Below are 19,996 nucleotides of genomic sequence, written 5' to 3' on the forward strand. Positions count from 1 at the left end.
TGTCAATGCCTTGCGATTATATCGCGAACGATTTATTTTAAGGAAATGACAGGAGAGAACGATGACTGGCACCGAACTCAAAGATGACGATGCGATGCTGACGCTCGATAGTTTCCTCTGCTTTGCAGTCTATTCCGCAAACCACGCCTTGACGCGCATCTACAAGCCTCTGCTGGAGGAACTCGACCTCACCTACCCGCAATATCTCGTGATGGTGCTGCTGTGGGAAAAGGACGACCAGACCGTCGGCAGCCTCGGCGAACGGCTCTTCCTGGAATCGAGCACACTCACCCCGATGCTGAAACGCCTCGAAGCGGCCGGCTACATCGCCCGCGTGCGGGATAAGACGGACGAGCGGCAGGTCCGGGTACAATTGACCGACATGGGCAAGGCACTGCGCCGGAAGGCGGTCGATGTGCCGCGCGGCCTCACGGAGGCAACAAAACTCGGCGCCGATGATCTCGAGCGGTTGCGCGCCGAAGTCTCGTCACTGCGAGACACCTTGCTGAAATAGCCAATCGCTGCGCCAAAGCCCCATCGCTTAGATGAGCATCCTTCCGCTTCCAGCAGTTCCACTTGAAAGCGTTATGCTCTCGGCCTCGCCAAAAAGAAAAGCCCGGCGATCGCTCGCCGGGCCCAACAGATCGGACGCAAGGTCCGAAATCAGAACTACTCGTTCTGGAAGTAGGTGTACTTGCCGTCGTCGCCCTTCTTCCAGGTGTACATGACGTAGTCCGGGCGGGTGATGTCGCCCTTTTCGTCATAGCCGAGCTCGCCGATCGCGGTCTTGAACGGACCCTTGGCCTTGATCGCTTCGGCAACAGCCTGCGCATCGGTCGTGCCGCCAGCCTTCGCAGCTTCTGCGATGACCTGGAGAGCGGCGTAGGAATAGAGCGTATAGGCTTCCGGCTCGAAGCCGGCAGCACGGAACTTCTCGACGAGTTCCTTGGAAGCGGGGTTCTTGCGCGGATCCGGCGCGAAGGTCATCAGCGTGCCGTCGACGGCGTCGCCGGCGATCGAGGCCAGTTCGTTCGAAACGATACCGTCACCCGACATCATCGTTGCCTTCAGGCCCTGGTCCTTCATCTGGCGCATGATCAGGCCGGCCTCGGTGTGCAGACCGCCCCAGTAGACGACCGAAACGCCGGCTTCCTTCATCTTGGCGATCAGAGCCGAGAAGTCCTTGTCGCCGATGTTGACACCTTCATAGAGGGCCTCGGTGAGGCCGGCTTCGTTCATCGACTTCTTGGTTTCATCAGCAAGACCCTGACCATAGGGGGTCTTGTCATGAATGACGGCGATCTTCGCGTCCTTGAAGTTGGCGGCAAGGTAGGCACCGGCTACTGCGCCCTGCTGGTCGTCACGGCCGCAGGTGCGGAACGTGTTCCACATACCGCGCTCGGTGAACTGCGGGTTGGTCGCAGACGGCGTGATCTCCAGGATGCCGTTTTCGGCATAGACTTCCGATGCCGGGATCGACACACCGGAGTTGAAGTGACCAACGACGAACTTCACACCGTCAGCGACGAACTTGTTGGCGACCGAGATGCCCTGCTTCGGGTCCGAAACGTCGTCGCCGAGCACAAGCTTGATCTGTTCCCCGTTGATACCGCCAGCGGCGTTGATGTCGGCAGCGGCCTGTTCGGCACCTTTCTGGAGCTGCGCACCGAAGGCGGCGTTCGGGCCAGTCAGCGGGCCGGCGACACCAACGAGAATATCAGCCCAGGCGGTGCCGCTGAAGGCGACCATCGCCGTCAGCGCAACGGCCGACAGAAGAGATTTTTTCATTCTTGTTACTCCCAAATATTCGAGCGGGTCTCGTTATCAACCTGCGCAATGCCCACCATAGTTGCGCCGGTGTTTCCTTCGCACCGGCCGCGGCGGACCGGCACGCGCTGTTCCCTTTATTTGGTCTTCCAGGAGAAAGGTGAAGCCTTCTCGTAGAGCCAATAGTAGATTTTGGTCATTTGCTTGGTCCGGTAGTACCGGAAAGCTACGGTAGCAAACAACAAAAGCACGATCGTGTCCACGATATAGTATTGCAGGCTGAACATCGTGCCGCCGAAGAGGGCGTGATGGATGAAACGGATCGCCAGCCCGAGCAACGCCACGTAGAGCAGCAGCCGCGGAACGTTATGCCAACTTTCGGCCACGCTCTTGCCTGTGCGCCAGGCGGTCCAGCCGCCAAGCACGCAGCTTATGAAAAGAAACTGCCAGATCGACGCTTCTTCGTAGAGAATTCCCTGCATGTCACTTGCTCCAGATGCGGCCGATCAATGACGGCCGCCTTCGAGATAGGCCGCGCGCACTTCCGGATTGGCGAGCAGATCCCTGCCGCTGCCGCTCATCGTCACCCGTCCGTTGACCATCACATAGCCGCGGTCCGAAAGCTTGAGCGCGCCGAAGGCGTTCTGCTCGACGAGGAAGACGGTCAGGCCTTCCTCCTTGTTGAGTTTCTTGATCGCTTCGAAGATGCCCTTGACGATCAGCGGCGCGAGACCAAGCGACGGCTCGTCGAGAAGCAACAGCTTCGGCCGGGCCATCAGCGCGCGGCCGATCGAGAGCATCTGCTGCTCGCCGCCTGACAGCGTGCCGCCGCGCTGCGCCTTACGCTCCTTGAGCCGGGGAAAGAGCCTGAAGATCTTTTCCACGTCCTCGTCGAAATGCTTCAGGTTGTCGAGGCTCGCCCCCATCTGCAGGTTTTCGAAAACCGTCATGCGCGGGAAGATGCGGCGGCCTTCCGGCGACTGGGCAATCCTCATACGCGCGATTTCGTGGGTCGGCAGGCGCGTGATGTCATGGCCGTCGAACATCACCGTGCCGGTGCGCGCCTGCGGGCTGCCGCAGATCGTCATCATCAATGTCGACTTGCCCGCGCCGTTGGCACCGATCAGCGAAACGATTTCTCCGCGATGGACCTCGACATCGACGCCGCTCAGCGCCCGAATGTTGCCGTAGTAGGTTTCGACGGCTTTCACTTGCAGCAGCGGCGCAGTCATTGCTTGGTGCCTCCCTGCCCGCCTTCGATTTCCTCGATTTGTTCGATCACCTGTTCAACCTCTTCATCCTCGACACCCAGATAGGCCGCGATGACCCTTGGATCGTTCTTCACGAAATCCGGGGTGCCGTCGGAGATCTTCTGCCCATATTCGAGCACGACGACATGGTCCGATATCTCCATGACCACGGACATGTCATGCTCGATCAGCAGGATGGAGGTGCCGGTGTCGCTGCGGATGCCCTGCAACAGTTCATTGAGGGCATGCGATTCGCGCGGATTGAGGCCAGCCGCAGGCTCATCGAGGCACAGCAACTCCGGTCCCGTGCACATGGCACGAGCAATCTCCAACCGCCGCTGCGCGCCGTAGGGCAAGTCCCCGGCAGGGTCGTCTGCCCGGTCGATCAGCGATGCCTTTTCGAGCCAATGCTTGGCGAGTTCAGTCGCCTCCCTGGAGGCCTGCCGGTAGGCAGGAAATCCAAGGAGCCCGAGCACGGTATAGCCCGACGCCAGCATCAGTTTGTTGTGCTGCGCGACCAGCAGGTTCTCGAGCACGGTCATGCCGGAGAACATCCGGATGTTCTGGAACGTACGCGCCACCTTTGCATGCTTGGTGATCTCGAAGTCCGGCAGCCGCTCGAGGAGATACTCCTTTCCGGACTTCTGCTTCATCGTGATCATACCCATCGTCGGCTTGTAGAAACCGGTGATGCAGTTGAATACCGTCGTCTTACCTGCCCCGTTCGGGCCGATCAGCGCGGTGATGTCGCCGCGATAGGCCTCGAAAGAGAAGTCGTTGATGGCCATCAGACCGCCGAAGCGCATCGACAGGTGCTCAACCTTGAGAATGGGGTCTTGTGTCATTGTCATCGTCGTGGTCTCGAGGGCCATCAGCCATGCCCTTCCTTGGTAAAGCTGCCGGAGACGGCCTTGCGTTCGCGCAGGAACGCGGTCGGTTCACGCGATCCAACGAAGCCGCGCGGCTTCCAGACCATGACGACGACCATGGCCAGGCCAAAGATCAGCATGCGGTAGAGTTCCGGCGTGAAGTTCGGTCCGAAGACGGCCTTCAGGAAGTCAAGCTCACGCAGAATTTCGGTACCGCCGATCATGACGATCGCTGCGATCGCAATGCCGGTTAGCGACCCCATGCCGCCGAGGACGACGATCGCGAGGATCACTGCCGATTCGAGGAACACGAAGGATTCGGGCGACACGAAGCCCTGGCGTACCGCGAAGAAGGACCCGGCGATGCCGCCGAACATGGCGCCCATGGCGAAAGCCGTCAGCTTGGTGGTAACCGTGTTGATGCCAAGCGACTTGCAAGCGATCTCATCTTCGCGCAGCGCTTCCCAGGCGCGCCCGATCGGCATCCGACGCATGCGGATCGTCACGAAAGCCGTGATCAAGCAAAGACCGAGGATCAGGTAGAATAGGAAGATCTTGTAGTAGACCGACGAGATCGGCAGCCCCATCAATGCGGCAAAGCCATCCTTGGAGGCATCGAACTTGATGCCGAACAGCGTTGCCTTGGCAATGCCGGACACGCCGAACGTACCTTTGGTGACCTCGGTCCAGTTGATCAGGACAAGACGGATGATTTCGCCGAAGGCAAGCGTGACGATCGCCAGATAGTCTCCGCGCAGACGAAGCACCGGGAAGCCGAGGACCACGCCCCAGCAGGCGGCGAGGAGGCCGGCCACCGGCAACAACACCCAGAAGGACAGGCCCAGATAGGTGGAGAGCAGCGCGTAGGAATAGGCACCGACTGCGTAGAAAGCGACGTAACCGAGGTCCAGCAGGCCGGCGAGGCCGACGACGATGTTCAGGCCCCAGGCGAGCATCACATAGATCAGGATCTGGATGCCGAAATTGTCCACCCATTTCAGCGAGCCCTGAACACCGGTTAGCGCGACGATGACCGGCGGATAAAGGATCAAGGCAAGTATCGCAATCGTCGAGAAATTGCGGCTGAAGAAGCTTTCCTCCTTGGCAACTTCCGGCGCCGCCGCTTTGGCAGCCTTTCGCTGGGCAAGCCGCGGCTGGACATAGGCGACCATGAGGAAGCGGCCAACCATGGCGATGATCACGAAGATCGCCAGCAGGCCCCAACGTTGTGTCAGGATCAGCTCGTTGCGGATGTTCTGGTCGGTCTTGAGGCCGACGAACAGTACGAACAGTCCGAGCGTGATGAGGCCCGCGAAGACAGACTCGCGCAGGGCCCGCGCCGTCACCTCAGTGCCGGCGCTTGCAGTTGTAGAAGCAATGTTTGCCATTGAATTATACCTTCTCGACTTCCGGTCGTCCGAGAATACCCGACGGCTTGAAGATCAGAACGATTGCGAGAATGGAGAATGTCGCAACGTCCTTGTAGTCGATGGTGAAATAGGCCGACCACAGGGACTCGATCAGGCCGATCAGAAGTCCGCCCAAAACAGCGCCCGGCAGCGAGCCAATGCCTCCGAGAACGGCGGCGGTGAATGCCTTGACCCCGGGAACGAAGCCGTCGGTAAAAACGACCACGCCGTAATACATCAGGTACATGGTTCCCGCGACAGCAGCGAGTGCCGCACCCATGATGAAGGTCACCGAGATGGTGCGGTCGACGTCGACGCCGAGCAGAGCCGCCATCTTGCGATCCTGCTCGGTGGCGCGCTGTGCACGACCAAGCGGCGTCCTGTTGACGATGTACCAGAAGACGGAAAGCAGGATCGCCGTGATGATGATGATGATGATCTGCTTCAGCGAAATGGAGATGCCGAAAACCTCATAGACGGACGAGACGAGCGGCGGGATCGGCTTGTTGCGCGGTCCCTGCGTCACCTGGATGAAGTTCGACAACACGATCGACATGCCGATTGCGGTGATCAGCGGCGCCAGCCGGAATGACCCGCGAAGTGGCCGGTAGGCCACCTTCTCGATCGTCCAGTTCCACAGCGACGCCGCGAGCATAGCCACGACCATCATAAGCAAAAGCGCAAGTACAACCGGCACGCCTGCTATAAATGAGGTGAGAAGCAGAAAGACAATCAAAGCGGCGAAACCGCCAAGCATGAAGATATCGCCGTGGGCGAAGTTGATCATGCCAATGATGCCGTAGACCATGGTATAACCAATTGCGATCATACCATAAATAGACCCAAGAGTCAGCCCGTTGACGAGCTGCTGGACGAAATACTCCATCAATCTTCCCCTGGACCAGATCCTTAAAGGTCCGGTCTCTTGTTTTTTAAGCTCATTGTTGAGCACTGTGTTTGGTCGATTCCATACCTCTTTCAAACGAAAAGGAAAGCTAAAAAACGCGACTTCGCCAAAAACTTCCTCGATAAAATCGATTTGACGCTTTTAGAGCCAGAAAAACCAAAACTTCCGCAGCTTCCGCCCGCAAAATCATCAACTTTAGTCGCAAATGCGCGGGGGATCCGCGTGGCAGCCTGGCCACCGAATGGCCAGGCTGGGCGCTGCTTCGCCGCTCAGGTGCGCATCCGCTGCCCGTTTGCGTCGAACAAGGGATTCGGCTGGAGGCGTGCCGGCAGAATCTCACCCAGGAGTTCGATCGACCAGCCATCGCTGCGATCAGCGATCTCCTTCGGTACGTAACCCATGGCCACCGAAACGCCGCTCGTGTGCGCATAACCGCCCGATGTCACCCATCCGCGCACGACGCCGTCGAGATAGATCGGCTCGTCACCGATGACGTCGGCATCCCTGGCCCCGAGGACGAAGGTCCTGAGACGCAGCGCACCACCGTCCGCCTTCTCCTTCATTGCAGCCACCTTGCCGATAAAGTCCGCGTCCTTGCCGGTCGCGATGAAGCGGCCGAGGCCGGCCTCGACCGGGCCATAGAGCGGACGGTACTCGCGCGCCCAGCTGCCGAAGGATTTCTCGACGCGCAGCGCATTCAGCGCCCTGAGGCCGAACAGCCGGATCCCGGACGCTGCCCCCTTCTCCATCAGCAGCTCGAAGAGATAGCGCTGGTATTCGGGCTTCATCCAGATCTCGTAGCCGAGATCGCCGGTGTAGCTCACACGGCCGACGATCACGGGCGCCATGCCGAGGTCCATCCGGCGGATGTCCAGGAATGGAAAGGCGGCGTCGGAGACGTCGAGATGGGTGAGACCGGCAAGCACGTCGCGCGCCTTCGGCCCGGCGATCGACAGGCCAACCAGTTCCAGCTTCAGCGCCTTCAGCGAAACCGAGCCGTCCTCAGGCAGATGCGCCTCGAACCAGCGCATGTGATAGTCCTCGGCGATGCCGGAGCCGATCAGCAGGAAGTCTTCCTCCCCGAGCTTGGCAAGCGTGAAGTCGCCGATCAGCTTGCCGTCGTCCTTCAGCATTGGCGCCAGCGTCATGCGCCCCACCTGCGGAATACGGCAGGCGAGCAGCCGGTCGAGCCAGGCTTCAGCGCCCTCACCCGTGATCGCATATTTGGCAAAGCCCGATGTCTCCATCAGGCCGACGCCTTCGCGCACGGCCCGGGCCTCCGCGCCCACCGTCTCGAAGTCGGTCGAGCGCCGCCAGGAGAAGGCGTCCTTGACGCCTTCGGGTGCAAACCACAGCGGCGTTTCAAGCCCGTAGGACGCGCCGAAGACGGCGCCGGCAGCCTTCAGCCGGTCGTAGATCGGCGTCGTCAGCAGCGGCCTTGCCGCCGGCAGCTCCTCGTTCGGATAACGGATCGAGAAGCGACGTGAGTAGTTCTCGCGCACCTTGGCATTGGTATAGGCAAGCGTGGCGAAATCGCCGTAGCGCGAGACGTCCATGGCAAAGACGTCGAAGCCGGGGTCGCCATGGATCATCCAGTTGGCAAGCGCCAGCCCAACGCCGCCGCCCTGGCTGAAGCCGGCCATGACGGCGCAGGCCGACCAGAAATTCCTCAAGCCCCGCACCGGGCCGACGAGCGGGTTACCGTCCGGCGAGAAGGTGAAAGGGCCGTTGATGATCTTCTTGATGCCGGCTTTGTTGAAGGCCGGGAAATGCCTGAAGCCGACTTCGAGTTCCGGCGAAATGCGGTCGATATCCTCTGCCAGCAGCTCATGGCCAAAATCCCAGGGCGTGGAGATCGGCGACCACGGACGGCACGCCTTCTCATAGGTGCCCATCAGCATGCCCTGACGTTCCTGGCGCAAGTAGATTTCGCCATCAAAATCGACGCAGTGCATCAGCTCCTTGCCGCGCGTCTGGTTGAACTCGATGACCTCTGGCATATCCTCGGTGATGAGATACATGTGCTCCATAGCGAGCACCGGGAGTTCCAGCCCCACCATGCGCCCCACCTCGCGGGCCCAGAGGCCGGCGGCGTTGACGACGTGTTCGGCGACAATCTCGCCCTGGTTGGTGATGACCCGCCAGCAACCGTCTTCCCGCTGCACCAGATCCTCGACCTTGGTGTGCAGATAGATCTCCGCACCGTTCTTCTTCGCCGATTTGGCATAGGCATGCGTCGTGCCATAGGGGTCGAGATGCCCCTCGACCGGATCGAATACCGCACCGACGAACTGGTCTGGATCGAGCAGCGGCATCAGGTCGTGCGCTTCCTTGGGCGTCAGCAGCTCGGCCTCGAGCCCCATGTAGCGCCCCTTGGCGAGGATCGACTTCATCCAGTCGAAGCGCTCCTTGGTGGCCGCCAGCATCATGCCCGATGTCATGTGCAGGCCGACGTCCTGACCGGAATACTCCTCAATCTCCTTGTAGAGCTCGACCGTATATTTCTGCAGCTTGGCGACGTTCGGGTCACCGTTGATCGTGTGCATGCCGCCGGCCGCATGCCAGGTGGAGCCGGACGTGAGCTCCGACCGTTCGAGCAGGACAGCATCGGTCCAGCCGAACTTCGTCAGATGATAGAGCACCGAGCAACCGACGACACCGCCTCCGATAACGACGACCTTGGCATGGCTTTTCATGCGTACACTCCGTCTTTCCATGCTCCGGCGGAGGCATGGCCAAATTGTCAGGAAGAAAATCAAGACCGCTTACCTTCCGGACAGAAGCGCAGGCGGCGAATGGTGGCAGCCTAGTCAGAAAGGCGGCGCCGATAAAGACACGGCTGCGAAGGGCGCTTGTCCATTTCCGCCGTTTGCTGGCGGATCGGCGACCCGATTGCGGCATTTCATGCCGCATTTGTTTTCAGCCTCACGAAAGAGGCTGTTCAGTCTGAAAAAGCGGCGGTGAGATCGAACGCCCGCCCCATCCGCATCAGGTCGTCGAAGAGCGATTCGGCGTAGCTTCGCGGCACGATCAGTTCAAACGTATCCTCGTCCGTCCGGGCGAGATTGACCGGGATGTGGCCGCACAGAACATTGGCACTCCCCCCAAGCGAGAAGGTGGCGGGATGGACGTCGAGGCCGATACCTTTGGCAAGGATGCTGCGCACGTTCGGGCCGGTGAGGCGGAAGACGACGCGCCCGTCGCTTTGGTCGACGACATAGGCGCCCCCGTCGCAGAGCTCTTCGAGGCGACGCACGAGCCCGCTCGGCGCCTCCACCTCGGAGACCACCAGCCATTCCCCGGGGCCTGAGAAACGGAGCGACAGCTCGGGCACCGAAGCAATCGACTGCCGCACTGCCTCCGCCTGCCCGGCACGGGCAAGAACCGTCGCCATCGCACGCCAATGGCCGACCATCAGGTGATCGGCGGCCGCGGGCCTCGGTGCAGAGCGCAGTTTCTGTTCCAGTGCGTGGCGGTTGTTGTAGTCGCGAACCATCGCCGCCTCCTCAGGCCTTCAGCTTTGCGTTTTGCGGATCGACGAAGACCGGATCGCAGACCTCGGCGACGATCTCCTGATCGCGCAGCTTGTCGAAAACGATGACCTTCTCGCCGTACCGCTCACGCCCGGACTTCAGGAAGGCAAGTGCGATGGCATGCCCCAGGACCGGCGAGAAGCCGGCCGAGCTTACCCAACCCTGATCGTTCAGCGTCGAGGGCTTCGTACCTTCCTTCAGGAGATGGGCGCCGGCGCGCATGTCCTTGTCGGCATCGACGGGCTTCAGCCCGACGAGCTGCATGCGATCGGCGGCCGTCAGCCCGTAGCGCGTCGACAGCCGCTTGCCGATGAAGTCGACTTTCTGCATCGACAGCATGCGGCCAAGGCCGGCGTCGTCGGGTGTCACGCGACCGTCGAATTCGGCATGCGTCAGCAGTCCCTTCTCGAGCCGCAGCACATTGAGCGCCTCGACGCCATAGGCGCAGATATCGTGGGGCCGGCCGGCCTCCATGATCTGGTCCGCCACCGCTTCGCCGTTGCCGGCCGGCACGGCCAGTTCGAAGGCGAGTTCCCCGGAGAAGGAGATGCGGAAGAGCCGCGCGGCCACGCCGCTTTTCAGAACAATCTTCCGGGCGGAAAGGAACGGAAATGCGCCGTCGGAAATGTCGCCGTCGACAATCTGCTGCAACACCGCGCGTGCCTTCGGGCCGGCGATCGCCATCTGCGCCCATTGGTCGGTCGACGAGGTGAAACGGACTTCGAGTTCCGGCCAGAGCGCCTGGGCGCAATATTCCATGTGCGCCATGACCGGGCCGGCCATCGCCGTCGTCGTGGTGACGAAGAAATGCGCCTCGTCGAACCGGCTCACCGTGCCGTCGTCGAAGACGAACCCGTCCTCGCGCAGCATCAGGCCATAGCGCGCCTTGCCGACCGGCAGCTTCAAGACCGGGTTGCAGTAGAGCCGGTTGAGGAACTCCGCGGCGTCGGGGCCGAAAACCTCGATCTTGCCGAGCGTCGAGACGTCGCAGAGGCCGACATTGGCTCGCACGTTCAGCACTTCGCGATCGACGCTTTCGCGCCAGGTCTTCTCGCCGGCGCGCGGGAACCACGCCGAGCGATGCCAGAGCCCCGCCTCGACGAAGGTCGCACCGTTTTTCATCGCCCAGCCATGCAGCGGTGACTTCCGTGCCGGCGCCGCGTGTTCGTCGCGTGCCGTCCCGGCAAGCGCACCAAGGGAGACCGGTGTGTAGAAAGGCCGGAAGGTCGTGGTGCCGACCTCCGCCGGGCTGACACCGCGCATGCCCGCGAGAATGCCGACAGCGTTGATGTTGGAAAGCTTGCCCTGGTCGGTCGCCATGCCGTTGGTGGTGTAGCGCTTGGCATGCTCCACATGGCCGAAGCCTTCGCGAAGCGCGAGGCCAAGATCCTTCGCATGCACGTCGTTCTGGAAATCGACGAAGGCCTTCGACTTGGCACCCGGGACATACCAGAGCGCAGTGAAGGAAGAGGCTTCTTCACCGTCAACGACGGGCATCGCGGCCGAGGTGGCGCTGAAACCGAGATCCGCGGCAATCGCTGCGGCCTTGTCCGCACCATCAGACAGACAGCCGGCGAGCGTATAGATACCGTTGGCAGCACCGACGGGGCGCAGACCGCCACCGACATCGGGGGCAGCGAATGCCTTCAACTCCTCCGACCAGACCGGTCTTGCACCCCGCTGGCAGGCAAGATGCACGACCGGGCTCCAGCCGCCGGACATGCCGAGGGCATCGCAGGCGATCAGTTCCTCGAAACCGGAGCGCTCGACGACGATGCCCTTGAGACGCTTGCTGCCCTTGGTATCGACGATGGAGGCCGAACGGATGACCCTGATGCCATCGGGCGCCTGATCGCCGGATTCCGCACGGGCATCGACGATCGCTGCGATCGCGACGCCTTTCGCAGAAAGCGCCCGCGCCGTGCGATAGCCGGCGCTGCCGCTGGTGAAGATCGCGACCGTCTTGCCTGCGCCCACGCCGTAGCGTTCGGCATAGGTGGTCATGGCACCGGCCATCATCACGCCGGGGCGATCGTTGCCGCCGAAGACCAGCGGCCGTTCCTCGGCACCGGTTGCGAGCAGCGCGCGCTTGGCAACGATGCGCCAGACGCGCTCGCTTGCAAGCTTCGACGACGGCTCGGCGACGTGTTTCTGCACGCGCTCGACCGCGCCGAAGACGTTGTCGTCGTACCAGCCAAAGACGGTGGTGCGCGAAAGCAGCGTGACGTTGGGTAGCGATTGCAGTTCCGCGACCGTGCGGTCGGCGAAGACTGATGCCGGGGCACCGTCGATGGTCTCGCTGGTCGAAAGCAGGGAACCGCCGAGCCGGAAATCCTCGTCTGCAACGATGACGCGGAGGCCGGCGCGGCCGGCCGTCAGCGCCGCCATCAGTCCGGTGGGACCGGCACCGACGACGAGCAGATCGCAGAAAGCCCAGGATTTCTCATAAGCCTCGGGGTCGCGCTCGAGCACCGCCCGGCCGAGGCCGGCAGCACGGCGAATGAAGGGTTCGTAGATCCGCTCCCAGAACTGCTTCGGCCACATGAAGGTCTTATAGTAGAAGCCGGCGCCGAGGAAGGGCGACAGCAAGCCGTTGCCCGCGCCGATATCGAAGCCCAGCGACGGCCAACGGTTCTGGCTTCGCGCCGTCAGCCCGCCATAGAGTTCGGCGACGGTCGCCTTGGTGTTCGCATCGGTGCGGGCACCGGAGCCGATGGTGACGAGCGCGTTCGGCTCAGAGGGCCCGGCGCTGACAATGCCGCGCGGCCGATGGTACTTGAAGCTGCGGCCGACGAGCAGTTGGTCGTTGGCAAGGAGCGCCGAGGCCAGCGTATCGCCCGCAAAGCCGCGCAACGGCCGTCCATCGAAAGTGAAGCTCAGCGTTTTGCTGCGATCGATCAGACCGCCGGAGGAGAGACGATAGCCGCTCATCGCTCAACCCTCCGCGCGAACTCGGCGGCATCGACGACGGAATAGACCTCGTGGGTGGCCGTATCACGCTCGACCACCAGGAAGCGGCGACAGCCGGCAACGTGATGCCAGTGCTCGAAGGTCCGGCCGCGCGGGTTCACGCGCACATAGACATAGTCGTGCCAGGCTTCGTCAGAGTCCATCGGTTCGGGGCGGCCGCGCGAGGCATCGCCGCGGACCGCGAATTCTTCCTTCGGTCGAACCCCGCAATGCGGGCAGGTAATCAGGCTTGCCATTGTCTTCCGTATCCTGAAGCCGACCTCGGCCCCCGTTCATTCCGTACTGCCGGGCGGGCCGGCAAAGTGCTGTCAGTGAAGGTTGGGCTGTGGGCCGGCGCCGGCCTCGTCAACGGCATAGCCGCGCGCGAAGCGATCGAGCCTGAGGGCGCGCGCCACCGGATGGGTATCGTTCCTGGCGATCAGATGAGCGAAGCAATAACCGGAGGCCGGCGTCGCCTTGAAGCCGCCGTAGCACCAGCCGCAGTTCAGGTAGAGATTGTCGATCGAGGTGCGGTCGATGATCGGCGAACCGTCCATGCTCATGTCCATGACCCCGCCCCAGGCGCGCAGCACCCGAACGCGTGACAGGCCGGGGATCATCGTCACCCCCTCCTCCATCACATGCTCGGCGGTCGCAAGATTGCCGCGCTGAGCATAGGAGGAGTAGCCGTCGATCTCGGCGCCGAAGACGAGGCCGCCCTTGTCCGACTGCGAGATGTAGAAGTGGCCGCCGCCATAGACGATCACGTGGTCGATGCAGGGCTTCAGCCCCTCTGTCACGAAGGCCTGAAGTACATGGCTTTCGAGCGGCAGCTTGAGGTCCGCCATCTCGCCGACGCGCGAGGAATTGCCGGCCGCAGCCAGCGCCAGCTTGCCGCAGCCGATGAAGCCCTTGGTCGTTTCGACCCCGGTGACGACGCCGTTTTCGCGGCGGATGCCGGTCACTTCGCAATGCTCGATGATGTCGACGCCATGCCGGTCGGCACCGCGGGCATAGCCCCAGGCGACCGCATCGTGTCTCGCCGTGCCGGCGCGCCGCTGCAACAGCCCACCAAGGATCGGATAACGGGCGTGGTCGTAATTGAGAAAGGGGATCATCTTCTTCAATTGTTCACGCTCGATGAGCTCGGCCGCCACGCCTTCCATCCACATCGCGTTTCCGCGCCTGATATAGGCGTCGCGCTGGGCGTCGCTGTGATAGAGCATGATGACGCCGCGTTGCGACAGCATCACATTGTAGTTGAGATCCTGCTCCAGCCCTTCCCAGAGCTTCATCGAAAACTCGTAGAAGGGTTCGTTGCCGGGCAGCATGTAGTTGGAGCGCACGATCGTCGTGTTGCGCCCGACATTGCCCGAGCCGAGATAGCCCTTCTCCAGCACCGCGACGTTCTTCACGCCGAATTCCTTGGCGAGGTAGTAGGCGGTCGAAAGACCGTGCCCGCCGCCGCCGACGATGATCACGTCGTAATGCGGTTTCGGCTGGGGCTGGCGCCATTGCGGCTTCCAATTCAGGTTTCCGGAAAGGGCGTTCCTGACGAGCGAGAAGGCGGAATAACGCATGAAGGCATCCAGGTGAGTTGCGTCGGCACATTTGCACAGCCGTGAGGCGGAAGCCAAGACGCAAGCCTGGCGCAGGTGCAAAAAACCGTTCGCTGGCTCATCGTGCACTTCGCTGCGCAGCGGAGTGGATCGATGTTCGTCTCCAATCGAATGCGCCTACCGCCAAAAGCACGGGTACCATCCTGTTCCCGATATGCTATGGGCTTGGTGATGGACGGAAAGTAAGGGCGAATGCTGGAGATACTGCAACAATCGGCGATATCAGCGGGTCGGGCCATTCTCGACATCTACAACGCAGGCCCGGCGGTCACCTACAAGCCGGACTTTTCGCCGGTCACCGACGCCGATGCCTGCGCCGAGCGCATCATCCTGGCGGACCTCGCCCGCGCCTTCCCGGAGGTGCCTGTGGTCGCCGAAGAGGCTGTCGCCGCAGGCTTCGTGCCTGACATCGCCGGCAAATCCTTCTTCCTTGTCGATCCGCTCGACGGCACGAAGGAATTCATCGGCCGGCATGACGACTTTACCGTCAATATCGCGTTGATCGAAAACGGCGCGCCCGTGGCCGGCGTCGTTTACGCACCGGCGCTCGGCATCCTCTATGCGGCGAACCACGGCAAGGCAGTGAAGGCGGTCATCGACGAGACCTTTCGCCTCGACCATGAAACGATCATTGGCTGCCGCAGTTGCGGCGATCGCATGGTGGGTCTAGCCAGCCGTTCGCACAACAGCGCCGAGACGATCGCCTACCTCGCCGAGCACGGCATAGCCGACTACAGAGCGGTCGGCTCGTCCCTCAAGTTCTGCCTTCTCGCCGAGGGGCTCGCCGACGTCTATCCGCGCTTCAGCCGCACGATGGAATGGGACACGGCCGCGGGCGATGCCATCCTCCGGGCGGCTGGCGGCGAAACACTGACGATGGACGGTGCGCCGCTCACCTACGGCAAACGCAACCAAAAGAACGACAGCGACTTCGCCAACCCCTGGTTCGTTTCGCGCGGCAAGCCGTAAGGACCCCGCCGGGAACCCATCACTCTTGCCGAATTCCGGCCGCGATCAGCTGGCCGAGCGTCCTCTCGTTGAACGGCTTGTCTATCCGCGGGACGTCCCGCAGATGCCCTGGGAAAAGCTCCATGTCGCTGTAGCCGCTGGTGAACCCAAACGGCATGCCGCGTGCAAGCATCGCATCGGCAACGCCGAAGCTCGTATGGTTATCGAGACGGACGTCGAGGATTGCAAAGTCAAAGCTCTGTCGAGACAGGATCTCCATCGCCTGGTCCGCATTCGCCGCGATCGTCACCTCGGCAATACCGAGCGACGTCAGGATTTCTTCGGCATCCGATGCAATGAGGAAATTGTCTTCGAGAACAAGAACGGTCCGGACCTGCGGCGGAACTTCGTCCATCCAGCTTACTCCACCTTTTGCGCGCACCGACAGGGCATTTGCGCCGATAAGAGCAAGCTATAGGCGCCTCGAGGCGGCCCGGCATTTAAATAAGACATGTAGCGTCGATTGGGGCCAAGCGCGGAACAACCGACCGGTACTGACGTTCAACACCGGTACGCGGATCACGATCGCAAGCGATCGCTGTTTCGCGGCTTTCTCAAGATAGAACGGGAGCAGGAGAATGAAGCAGACAGCCTCCGTGCTTAAACCGAAGGTCAAGGACGAAGAATTCGACATCGGCCTGACCAGGGCCTACCGTCAGCAGATGGCAGCGGCACTGTCCGACATCCTTGCCGATACCTACAAGCTGGTGATCAAGAGCCACATCTACCATTGGAATGTGGTCGGCCCATTGTTCAAGCCGCTGCACGAATTGACGGAAGAGCACTACAACACGCTCTTTCAGGCGACTGACGTGATTGCCGAGCGGATACGTGCACTGGGTCACCTCGCCCCAGCCAAACTCACCGAGGCGGCGGCATTTGCCCCGAGCGGCGGCTCCGTCAACCACGCGAGCGCGGCCGACATGGTGGCCGACCTGATTGCCGATCACGAGGCGGCCGTGCGCCGCATGCGCGATGCCGGCACCAAGGCGGACGAGAACGACGACCTTGTCACCACGGACATGCTGACCGATCGCCTCAACTTCCACGAAAAGGCGCTTTGGATGCTGCGAGCGATCGTCGCAGCCTGATCCTATCGGGGTCCGGCATCGATGCGGCGACGTTCGCCGCATCGGAAAGGAAAGGATACGGCGCCCTTCAACGGCATTTCAGATGAAGGGCCGCTTGGGTTCATTCAACCCTTCCCAGCCCGAAATCGCAAGCAATCCATCGATATCGCGGACATTGCAGCCCTTGTCCGCCCAGCGGATCAGGTCGCGCTCGGCAAGCTTCTTCAACGTCTTGTTGGTATGGACGATCGAAAGACCCAGCGTATCGGCCACATGCTGCTGCGTGACCGGAATGGCGACGCGACTGCTGCTGAAAAGGTCGAGTGCCTTTGCACGCTGGTAGAGAAAGGCAAGCAGGTAGGCGGCCCGTTCCAGCGCCGAGCGGCGACCGATGCTCAGGAGGTTCTCATCCAGAATGCGCTCCTCGCGCGCCGCGATCCAGGTGAGGTCATAGGCGAGTTCGGGATAGTTGGCGAACAGGCGGTTCAGCTTGCCGCGCTCGAAAACGCAAAGGGTCACCGGCGACAGCGCTTCAATCGAATGCTGCATCTCCCCCATCAGGCTGCCCTGCAGGCCGATCAGATCACCCGGCATCACATAATTCAGGATCTGGCGGCGTCCGTCATCGAGCATCTTGTAGCGAAAGCCCCAGCCGGAAAGCACCGTGAAGAGGTGGGCGCTGTGCGCGCCTTCAACGAGGATGGTTGCGCCGCCATCGACTGCGAGTTCACCGGTCTTGAATTGCGACACAAAGGCGAGTTCTTCATTTGTGAAGGCGCGAAAATGGTCGAGCTTCCGCAATGGACAGCTTTCGCAAGGTGTGCGTTTTTCGTTTCGAGTTGCAGTTCCGTTCATCGTTCCATCCGCGAAAATGCCTTCGGCCACGCGTTCAATGCAAAACTGCAAGTAGCGCCGGAGCTGCCCGGGACAAGGGACGGCCTTGAAAACACATGGTTTTCAGGAGCCTCTTGCCGAGACGCCAATGGACAGGCCGTCCTTGGCGCCCTATCTCTTGCATTCGATCCCACCGCTGGAGCTTCCGCCATGCTGCACCCCGCCTTCGCCCCCAACAATGTTGCCGTCGTCACCGGCGCCGCCTCCGGCATTGGATTGGCAGCATCGCGCCATTTCGCCTCGCTCGGCCTGCGCGTCGTGCTCGCCGACCTCGCAGGCGAGAGATTGGACAAAGCGGCCGCCGAGGTCGCTGCCGTCGCGCCGGCGGGTGCGCAGCACGTCGTTGCGGTCCCGACTGATGTCTCGCGCCTCGAAGATCTGGAAGCGCTCGAACGCGAGACGCGTCGACGGTTCGGCGAGGTGCACGTACTCATGAACAATGCCGGTATCCAGCCCGGCAGCGACATACTCGGTGCGTTGGCAGCCTGGGAGGCGACGATCGGCGTCAATCTCTGGGGTGTCATCAATGGTGCCCGCACCTTCGCGCCGGGCATGGTCGCCCATGGCAAGGCGGCGGTCATCATCAACACCGGCTCGAAGCAGGGCATCACCACGCCGCCGGGCGACCCGGCCTACAATGTCTCGAAGGCGGGTGTGAAGGTCTTCACCGAAGCGCTGGAACACGAGTTGCGCAACACCGCCGGCAGCCAGGTTCACGCCCACCTCCTGATCCCCGGCTTCGTCTATACGTCGCTGACGGCCCATGGCCGCACCGAGAAGCCCGCCGGCGCCTGGACGGCCGAGCAGACCGTCGACTTCATGATGGAAAGTCTCGCCCGCGGCGATTTCTATATCCTCTGCCCCGACAACGACGTCGCCCGCGCCACCGATGAGCGACGCATTCTCTGGGCTGCCGGCGACATCGTCGAGAACCGGCCGCCGCTGTCTCGCTGGCATCCGAAGTACGGGGAAGCGTTCAAGGCGTTCCTCGAAAAGGATCGCGACTGATCCCCGGACGTAAACACAGCGTTCGCCGCAGCGCTTCTGGTGCTGGCGCCGCGCTCCGTGTTTTGTGAGCAGAGACCAATGAGGAATCAAGAATGACGAGCGGCATCCACCACATCACCCTGATTGCCCGGAAGGTCCAGGCAAACGTCGATTTCTATGTGGGGTTCCTGGGTTTGCGCCTCGTCAAGCGGACGGGCGGATACGAAGACGCCAACCAGCTGCACCTCTTTTATGGTGACGCCGAGGGCTCGCCCGGATCGCTCGTCACCTTCCTGATGTGGGAGGACGGCGGTCGCGGCCGGGTGGGCCACAGCCAGCCGAGCGAAATCGCCTTCGCTATCCGGCCGGAGAGCATCGGCTTCTGGCTGACTCGGGCGCTGCAATTCAACATCGCCACCTCAGGGCCGTCGCAGGAGTTCGGCGAACCGGTGCTGCGCCTCAAGGATCCGGACGGCGTCATCGTCAAGCTCGTCGGCACCGAGGCGGTTTCGGCCACGGCTCCCTGGAGCACGCGCGATATCCCGGAAGAGGATGCGATCCGACGCCTGCGCGGCGCCACAATCCTTACCGAGAAGCCGGCAGAATCCGTTCGCTTCCTGAAGACCCATTTCGGTTACAGTGAAACGGCCTCCAGCGATACCATCCGTCGCCTCACCTCCGCCTCCGGCGACGTTATCGACGTGCGCGACGCGACTGGCTTCTGGACGTCTGCGCCTGGAACCGGAACGATCGACCACATTGCTTTCCGCGCGCCGGATCGGGCTGCCGTGGAACAAGTGGGGGTCGACCTGCGACGCGATGGCGCCGGCGCCATCAACGCGCATGACCGCAAATACTTCTATTCGCTCTACGTGCGCGAGCCCGGCGGCTCGCTCTACGAACTGGCAAGCGACGTGCCCGGCTTCACGGTTGACGAACCCGAGGAAACCCTCGGCACCGAACTCTTCGTCCCCGCACATTTCGGCGCCGCCAGGGAAGAATTGCTGCTCGCCATGCCGCAGTTCGCACTGCCGGGAGAACCGCGCCTGACGCAAAGGGATCTGCCCTTCGTGCACCGTTTCTACCATCCGGAGCACCTGAACGACCGCACCTTCATGCTGCTTCACGGCAGCGGCGCCAACGAGACGCAGCTCCTCCATCTTGCGCACCAGGTCGACCGCGAAGCGACACTCGTCGGCATTCGTGGCCGGGCGAACGAAGAAGGTTTGCCGCGCTGGTTCCGCCGCTATTCACCGACGACCTTCGACCAGAAGGACGTGCGCGCGGAGGCCGATGCCTTCGCTGCCTTCGTCGAGGGAGCCGAAGACGGCTACCGCATCGATCTCGAGAAGACCGTCTTCATCGGCTACTCCAACGGCGCCAACCTGCTGGTCGCGCTGATGCTCCTGCATCCGGGACTGATCCGCAACGTCGTGCTGATGCGCTCGATGCTCGTGCTCGACGATGTGCCGCCTCCTGATCTCTCGGGCACGAACATCCTGCTGCTGACGGGCCAGCACGACAGCTACGGAGAATTCGCGCCTCGCCTGAAGGCGGAGCTGTCACGCACCGGCGCGGATCTGACGACGACAGAACTCGACATGGGGCATGAGATCGGCGCACCTGATATTGCTGCGATCCAGCAATGGCTGGAGGACAAGGGGCTGTAAGGCCCCCCGCCCCGCCTCCGACTGTCGGGCACCCCCTCTGGTCGGGCTTCACCCGAGCATCCAT

At 62.1% G+C, this 19,996-nt stretch carries 18 protein-coding genes; 5 read left to right on the forward strand and 13 right to left on the reverse strand.

Annotated features, from left to right (window positions below):
* Positions 1 to 61 precede the first annotated feature (61 nt).
* Positions 62 to 514: a MarR family winged helix-turn-helix transcriptional regulator gene (locus tag AC3WWH_RS17635; protein WP_057249027.1), complete on the forward strand. Its 453-nt coding sequence runs from the start codon at positions 62 to 64 to the stop codon at positions 512 to 514.
* Positions 515 to 669: 155 nt separating this feature from the next.
* On the opposite strand, the gene AC3WWH_RS17640 is transcribed toward AC3WWH_RS17635, so the two are convergent.
* The 11 genes from AC3WWH_RS17640 to AC3WWH_RS17690 form a co-directional block, all read right to left on the reverse strand.
* Positions 670 to 1,788 (reverse strand): branched-chain amino acid ABC transporter substrate-binding protein, encoded by a 1,119-nt coding sequence (locus AC3WWH_RS17640; protein ID WP_058320754.1) that lies wholly within the window; start codon positions 1,786 to 1,788, stop codon positions 670 to 672.
* A 116-nt stretch (positions 1,789 to 1,904) separates the two neighbouring features.
* Positions 1,905 to 2,249, reverse strand: a complete 345-nt coding sequence (locus AC3WWH_RS17645) for a DUF6867 family protein (protein ID WP_057249025.1) — start codon at positions 2,247 to 2,249, stop codon at positions 1,905 to 1,907.
* Between the two features lie 24 nt (positions 2,250 to 2,273).
* Positions 2,274 to 2,999: an ABC transporter ATP-binding protein gene (locus AC3WWH_RS17650; protein WP_057249024.1), complete on the reverse strand. Its 726-nt coding sequence runs from the start codon at positions 2,997 to 2,999 to the stop codon at positions 2,274 to 2,276.
* Positions 2,996 to 3,889 (reverse strand): ABC transporter ATP-binding protein, encoded by an 894-nt coding sequence (locus tag AC3WWH_RS17655; RefSeq protein WP_057249023.1) that lies wholly within the window; start codon positions 3,887 to 3,889, stop codon positions 2,996 to 2,998. Before AC3WWH_RS17655 ends, AC3WWH_RS17650 begins: the two co-directional genes overlap by 4 nt.
* Complete coding sequence (livM, locus tag AC3WWH_RS17660) at positions 3,889 to 5,274, reverse strand: high-affinity branched-chain amino acid ABC transporter permease LivM (RefSeq protein WP_057249022.1); 1,386 nt, start codon at positions 5,272 to 5,274, stop codon at positions 3,889 to 3,891. Before livM ends, AC3WWH_RS17655 begins: the two co-directional genes overlap by 1 nt.
* A gap of 4 nt (positions 5,275 to 5,278) precedes the next feature.
* Positions 5,279 to 6,181, reverse strand: a complete 903-nt coding sequence (locus AC3WWH_RS17665) for a branched-chain amino acid ABC transporter permease (protein ID WP_053248038.1) — start codon at positions 6,179 to 6,181, stop codon at positions 5,279 to 5,281.
* 290 nt (positions 6,182 to 6,471) lie between these two features.
* Positions 6,472 to 8,898: a GcvT family protein gene (locus AC3WWH_RS17670; RefSeq protein WP_058320753.1), complete on the reverse strand. Its 2,427-nt coding sequence runs from the start codon at positions 8,896 to 8,898 to the stop codon at positions 6,472 to 6,474.
* A 245-nt stretch (positions 8,899 to 9,143) separates the two neighbouring features.
* Positions 9,144 to 9,698, reverse strand: coding sequence for a sarcosine oxidase subunit gamma (locus AC3WWH_RS17675; protein WP_057249020.1), 555 nt, complete (start codon positions 9,696 to 9,698; stop codon positions 9,144 to 9,146).
* 10 nt (positions 9,699 to 9,708) lie between these two features.
* The gene (locus AC3WWH_RS17680; RefSeq protein WP_058320752.1) at positions 9,709 to 12,666 is read right to left on the reverse strand and encodes a sarcosine oxidase subunit alpha family protein; all 2,958 of its coding nucleotides are present in this window, start codon (positions 12,664 to 12,666) and stop codon (positions 9,709 to 9,711) included.
* Entirely contained in the window at positions 12,663 to 12,941 is a 279-nt protein-coding gene (locus AC3WWH_RS17685; protein WP_058320751.1) for a sarcosine oxidase subunit delta, read from the reverse strand. Before AC3WWH_RS17685 ends, AC3WWH_RS17680 begins: the two co-directional genes overlap by 4 nt.
* Before the next feature lie 72 nt (positions 12,942 to 13,013).
* Positions 13,014 to 14,264 (reverse strand): sarcosine oxidase subunit beta family protein, encoded by a 1,251-nt coding sequence (locus tag AC3WWH_RS17690; protein WP_057249017.1) that lies wholly within the window; start codon positions 14,262 to 14,264, stop codon positions 13,014 to 13,016.
* Positions 14,265 to 14,495: 231 nt separating this feature from the next.
* On the opposite strand from AC3WWH_RS17690, the gene cysQ reads away from it, so the two are divergent.
* On the forward strand, positions 14,496 to 15,272 hold the full coding sequence (gene cysQ, locus AC3WWH_RS17695; RefSeq protein ID WP_058320750.1) for a 3'(2'),5'-bisphosphate nucleotidase CysQ: 777 nt from the start codon (positions 14,496 to 14,498) through the stop codon (positions 15,270 to 15,272).
* A gap of 19 nt (positions 15,273 to 15,291) precedes the next feature.
* Here cysQ and AC3WWH_RS17700 read toward each other — a convergent pair whose 3' ends face one another.
* On the reverse strand, positions 15,292 to 15,666 hold the full coding sequence (locus AC3WWH_RS17700) for a response regulator (RefSeq protein WP_058320749.1): 375 nt from the start codon (positions 15,664 to 15,666) through the stop codon (positions 15,292 to 15,294).
* A 223-nt stretch (positions 15,667 to 15,889) separates the two neighbouring features.
* Here AC3WWH_RS17700 and AC3WWH_RS17705 point away from each other — a divergent pair, with 223 nt between their 5' ends.
* Positions 15,890 to 16,402: a Dps family protein gene (locus AC3WWH_RS17705; protein ID WP_058320748.1), complete on the forward strand. Its 513-nt coding sequence runs from the start codon at positions 15,890 to 15,892 to the stop codon at positions 16,400 to 16,402.
* Positions 16,403 to 16,480: 78 nt separating this feature from the next.
* Here AC3WWH_RS17705 and AC3WWH_RS17710 read toward each other — a convergent pair whose 3' ends face one another.
* On the reverse strand, positions 16,481 to 17,236 hold the full coding sequence (locus tag AC3WWH_RS17710) for a Crp/Fnr family transcriptional regulator (protein WP_057249124.1): 756 nt from the start codon (positions 17,234 to 17,236) through the stop codon (positions 16,481 to 16,483).
* 189 nt (positions 17,237 to 17,425) lie between these two features.
* Here AC3WWH_RS17710 and AC3WWH_RS17715 point away from each other — a divergent pair, with 189 nt between their 5' ends.
* Positions 17,426 to 18,283 (forward strand): SDR family NAD(P)-dependent oxidoreductase, encoded by an 858-nt coding sequence (locus AC3WWH_RS17715; protein ID WP_058320747.1) that lies wholly within the window; start codon positions 17,426 to 17,428, stop codon positions 18,281 to 18,283.
* Between the two features lie 92 nt (positions 18,284 to 18,375).
* Positions 18,376 to 19,932, forward strand: coding sequence for a VOC family protein (locus AC3WWH_RS17720; RefSeq protein WP_058320746.1), 1,557 nt, complete (start codon positions 18,376 to 18,378; stop codon positions 19,930 to 19,932).
* Positions 19,933 to 19,996 lie beyond the last annotated feature (64 nt).

It is taken from the genome of Ensifer sp. EB106-03-01-XG145, from assembly GCF_058792075.1.

What these genes read in the sequence shown, in the direction of transcription:
- AC3WWH_RS17705 (WP_058320748.1), top strand. Translation starts at nt 15,890, where the DNA reads ATGAAGCAGACAGCCTCCGTGCTTAAACCGAAGGTCAAGGACGAAGAA.
- livM (WP_057249022.1), bottom strand. Translation starts at nt 5,274, where the DNA reads ATGGCAAACATTGCTTCTACAACTGCAAGCGCCGGCACTGAGGTGACG.
- AC3WWH_RS17690 (WP_057249017.1), bottom strand. Translation starts at nt 14,264, where the DNA reads ATGCGTTATTCCGCCTTCTCGCTCGTCAGGAACGCCCTTTCCGGAAAC.
- AC3WWH_RS17670 (WP_058320753.1), bottom strand. Translation starts at nt 8,898, where the DNA reads ATGAAAAGCCATGCCAAGGTCGTCGTTATCGGAGGCGGTGTCGTCGGT.
- cysQ (WP_058320750.1), top strand. Translation starts at nt 14,496, where the DNA reads ATGCTGGAGATACTGCAACAATCGGCGATATCAGCGGGTCGGGCCATT.
- AC3WWH_RS17655 (WP_057249023.1), bottom strand. Translation starts at nt 3,889, where the DNA reads ATGGCCCTCGAGACCACGACGATGACAATGACACAAGACCCCATTCTC.
- AC3WWH_RS17675 (WP_057249020.1), bottom strand. Translation starts at nt 9,698, where the DNA reads ATGGTTCGCGACTACAACAACCGCCACGCACTGGAACAGAAACTGCGC.
- AC3WWH_RS17685 (WP_058320751.1), bottom strand. Translation starts at nt 12,941, where the DNA reads ATGGCAAGCCTGATTACCTGCCCGCATTGCGGGGTTCGACCGAAGGAA.
- AC3WWH_RS17710 (WP_057249124.1), bottom strand. Translation starts at nt 17,236, where the DNA reads ATGAACGGAACTGCAACTCGAAACGAAAAACGCACACCTTGCGAAAGC.
- AC3WWH_RS17720 (WP_058320746.1), top strand. Translation starts at nt 18,376, where the DNA reads ATGACGAGCGGCATCCACCACATCACCCTGATTGCCCGGAAGGTCCAG.
- AC3WWH_RS17645 (WP_057249025.1), bottom strand. Translation starts at nt 2,249, where the DNA reads ATGCAGGGAATTCTCTACGAAGAAGCGTCGATCTGGCAGTTTCTTTTC.
- AC3WWH_RS17680 (WP_058320752.1), bottom strand. Translation starts at nt 12,666, where the DNA reads ATGAGCGGCTATCGTCTCTCCTCCGGCGGTCTGATCGATCGCAGCAAA.
- AC3WWH_RS17700 (WP_058320749.1), bottom strand. Translation starts at nt 15,666, where the DNA reads ATGGACGAAGTTCCGCCGCAGGTCCGGACCGTTCTTGTTCTCGAAGAC.
- AC3WWH_RS17665 (WP_053248038.1), bottom strand. Translation starts at nt 6,181, where the DNA reads ATGGAGTATTTCGTCCAGCAGCTCGTCAACGGGCTGACTCTTGGGTCT.
- AC3WWH_RS17715 (WP_058320747.1), top strand. Translation starts at nt 17,426, where the DNA reads ATGCTGCACCCCGCCTTCGCCCCCAACAATGTTGCCGTCGTCACCGGC.
- AC3WWH_RS17635 (WP_057249027.1), top strand. Translation starts at nt 62, where the DNA reads ATGACTGGCACCGAACTCAAAGATGACGATGCGATGCTGACGCTCGAT.
- AC3WWH_RS17640 (WP_058320754.1), bottom strand. Translation starts at nt 1,788, where the DNA reads ATGAAAAAATCTCTTCTGTCGGCCGTTGCGCTGACGGCGATGGTCGCC.
- AC3WWH_RS17650 (WP_057249024.1), bottom strand. Translation starts at nt 2,999, where the DNA reads ATGACTGCGCCGCTGCTGCAAGTGAAAGCCGTCGAAACCTACTACGGC.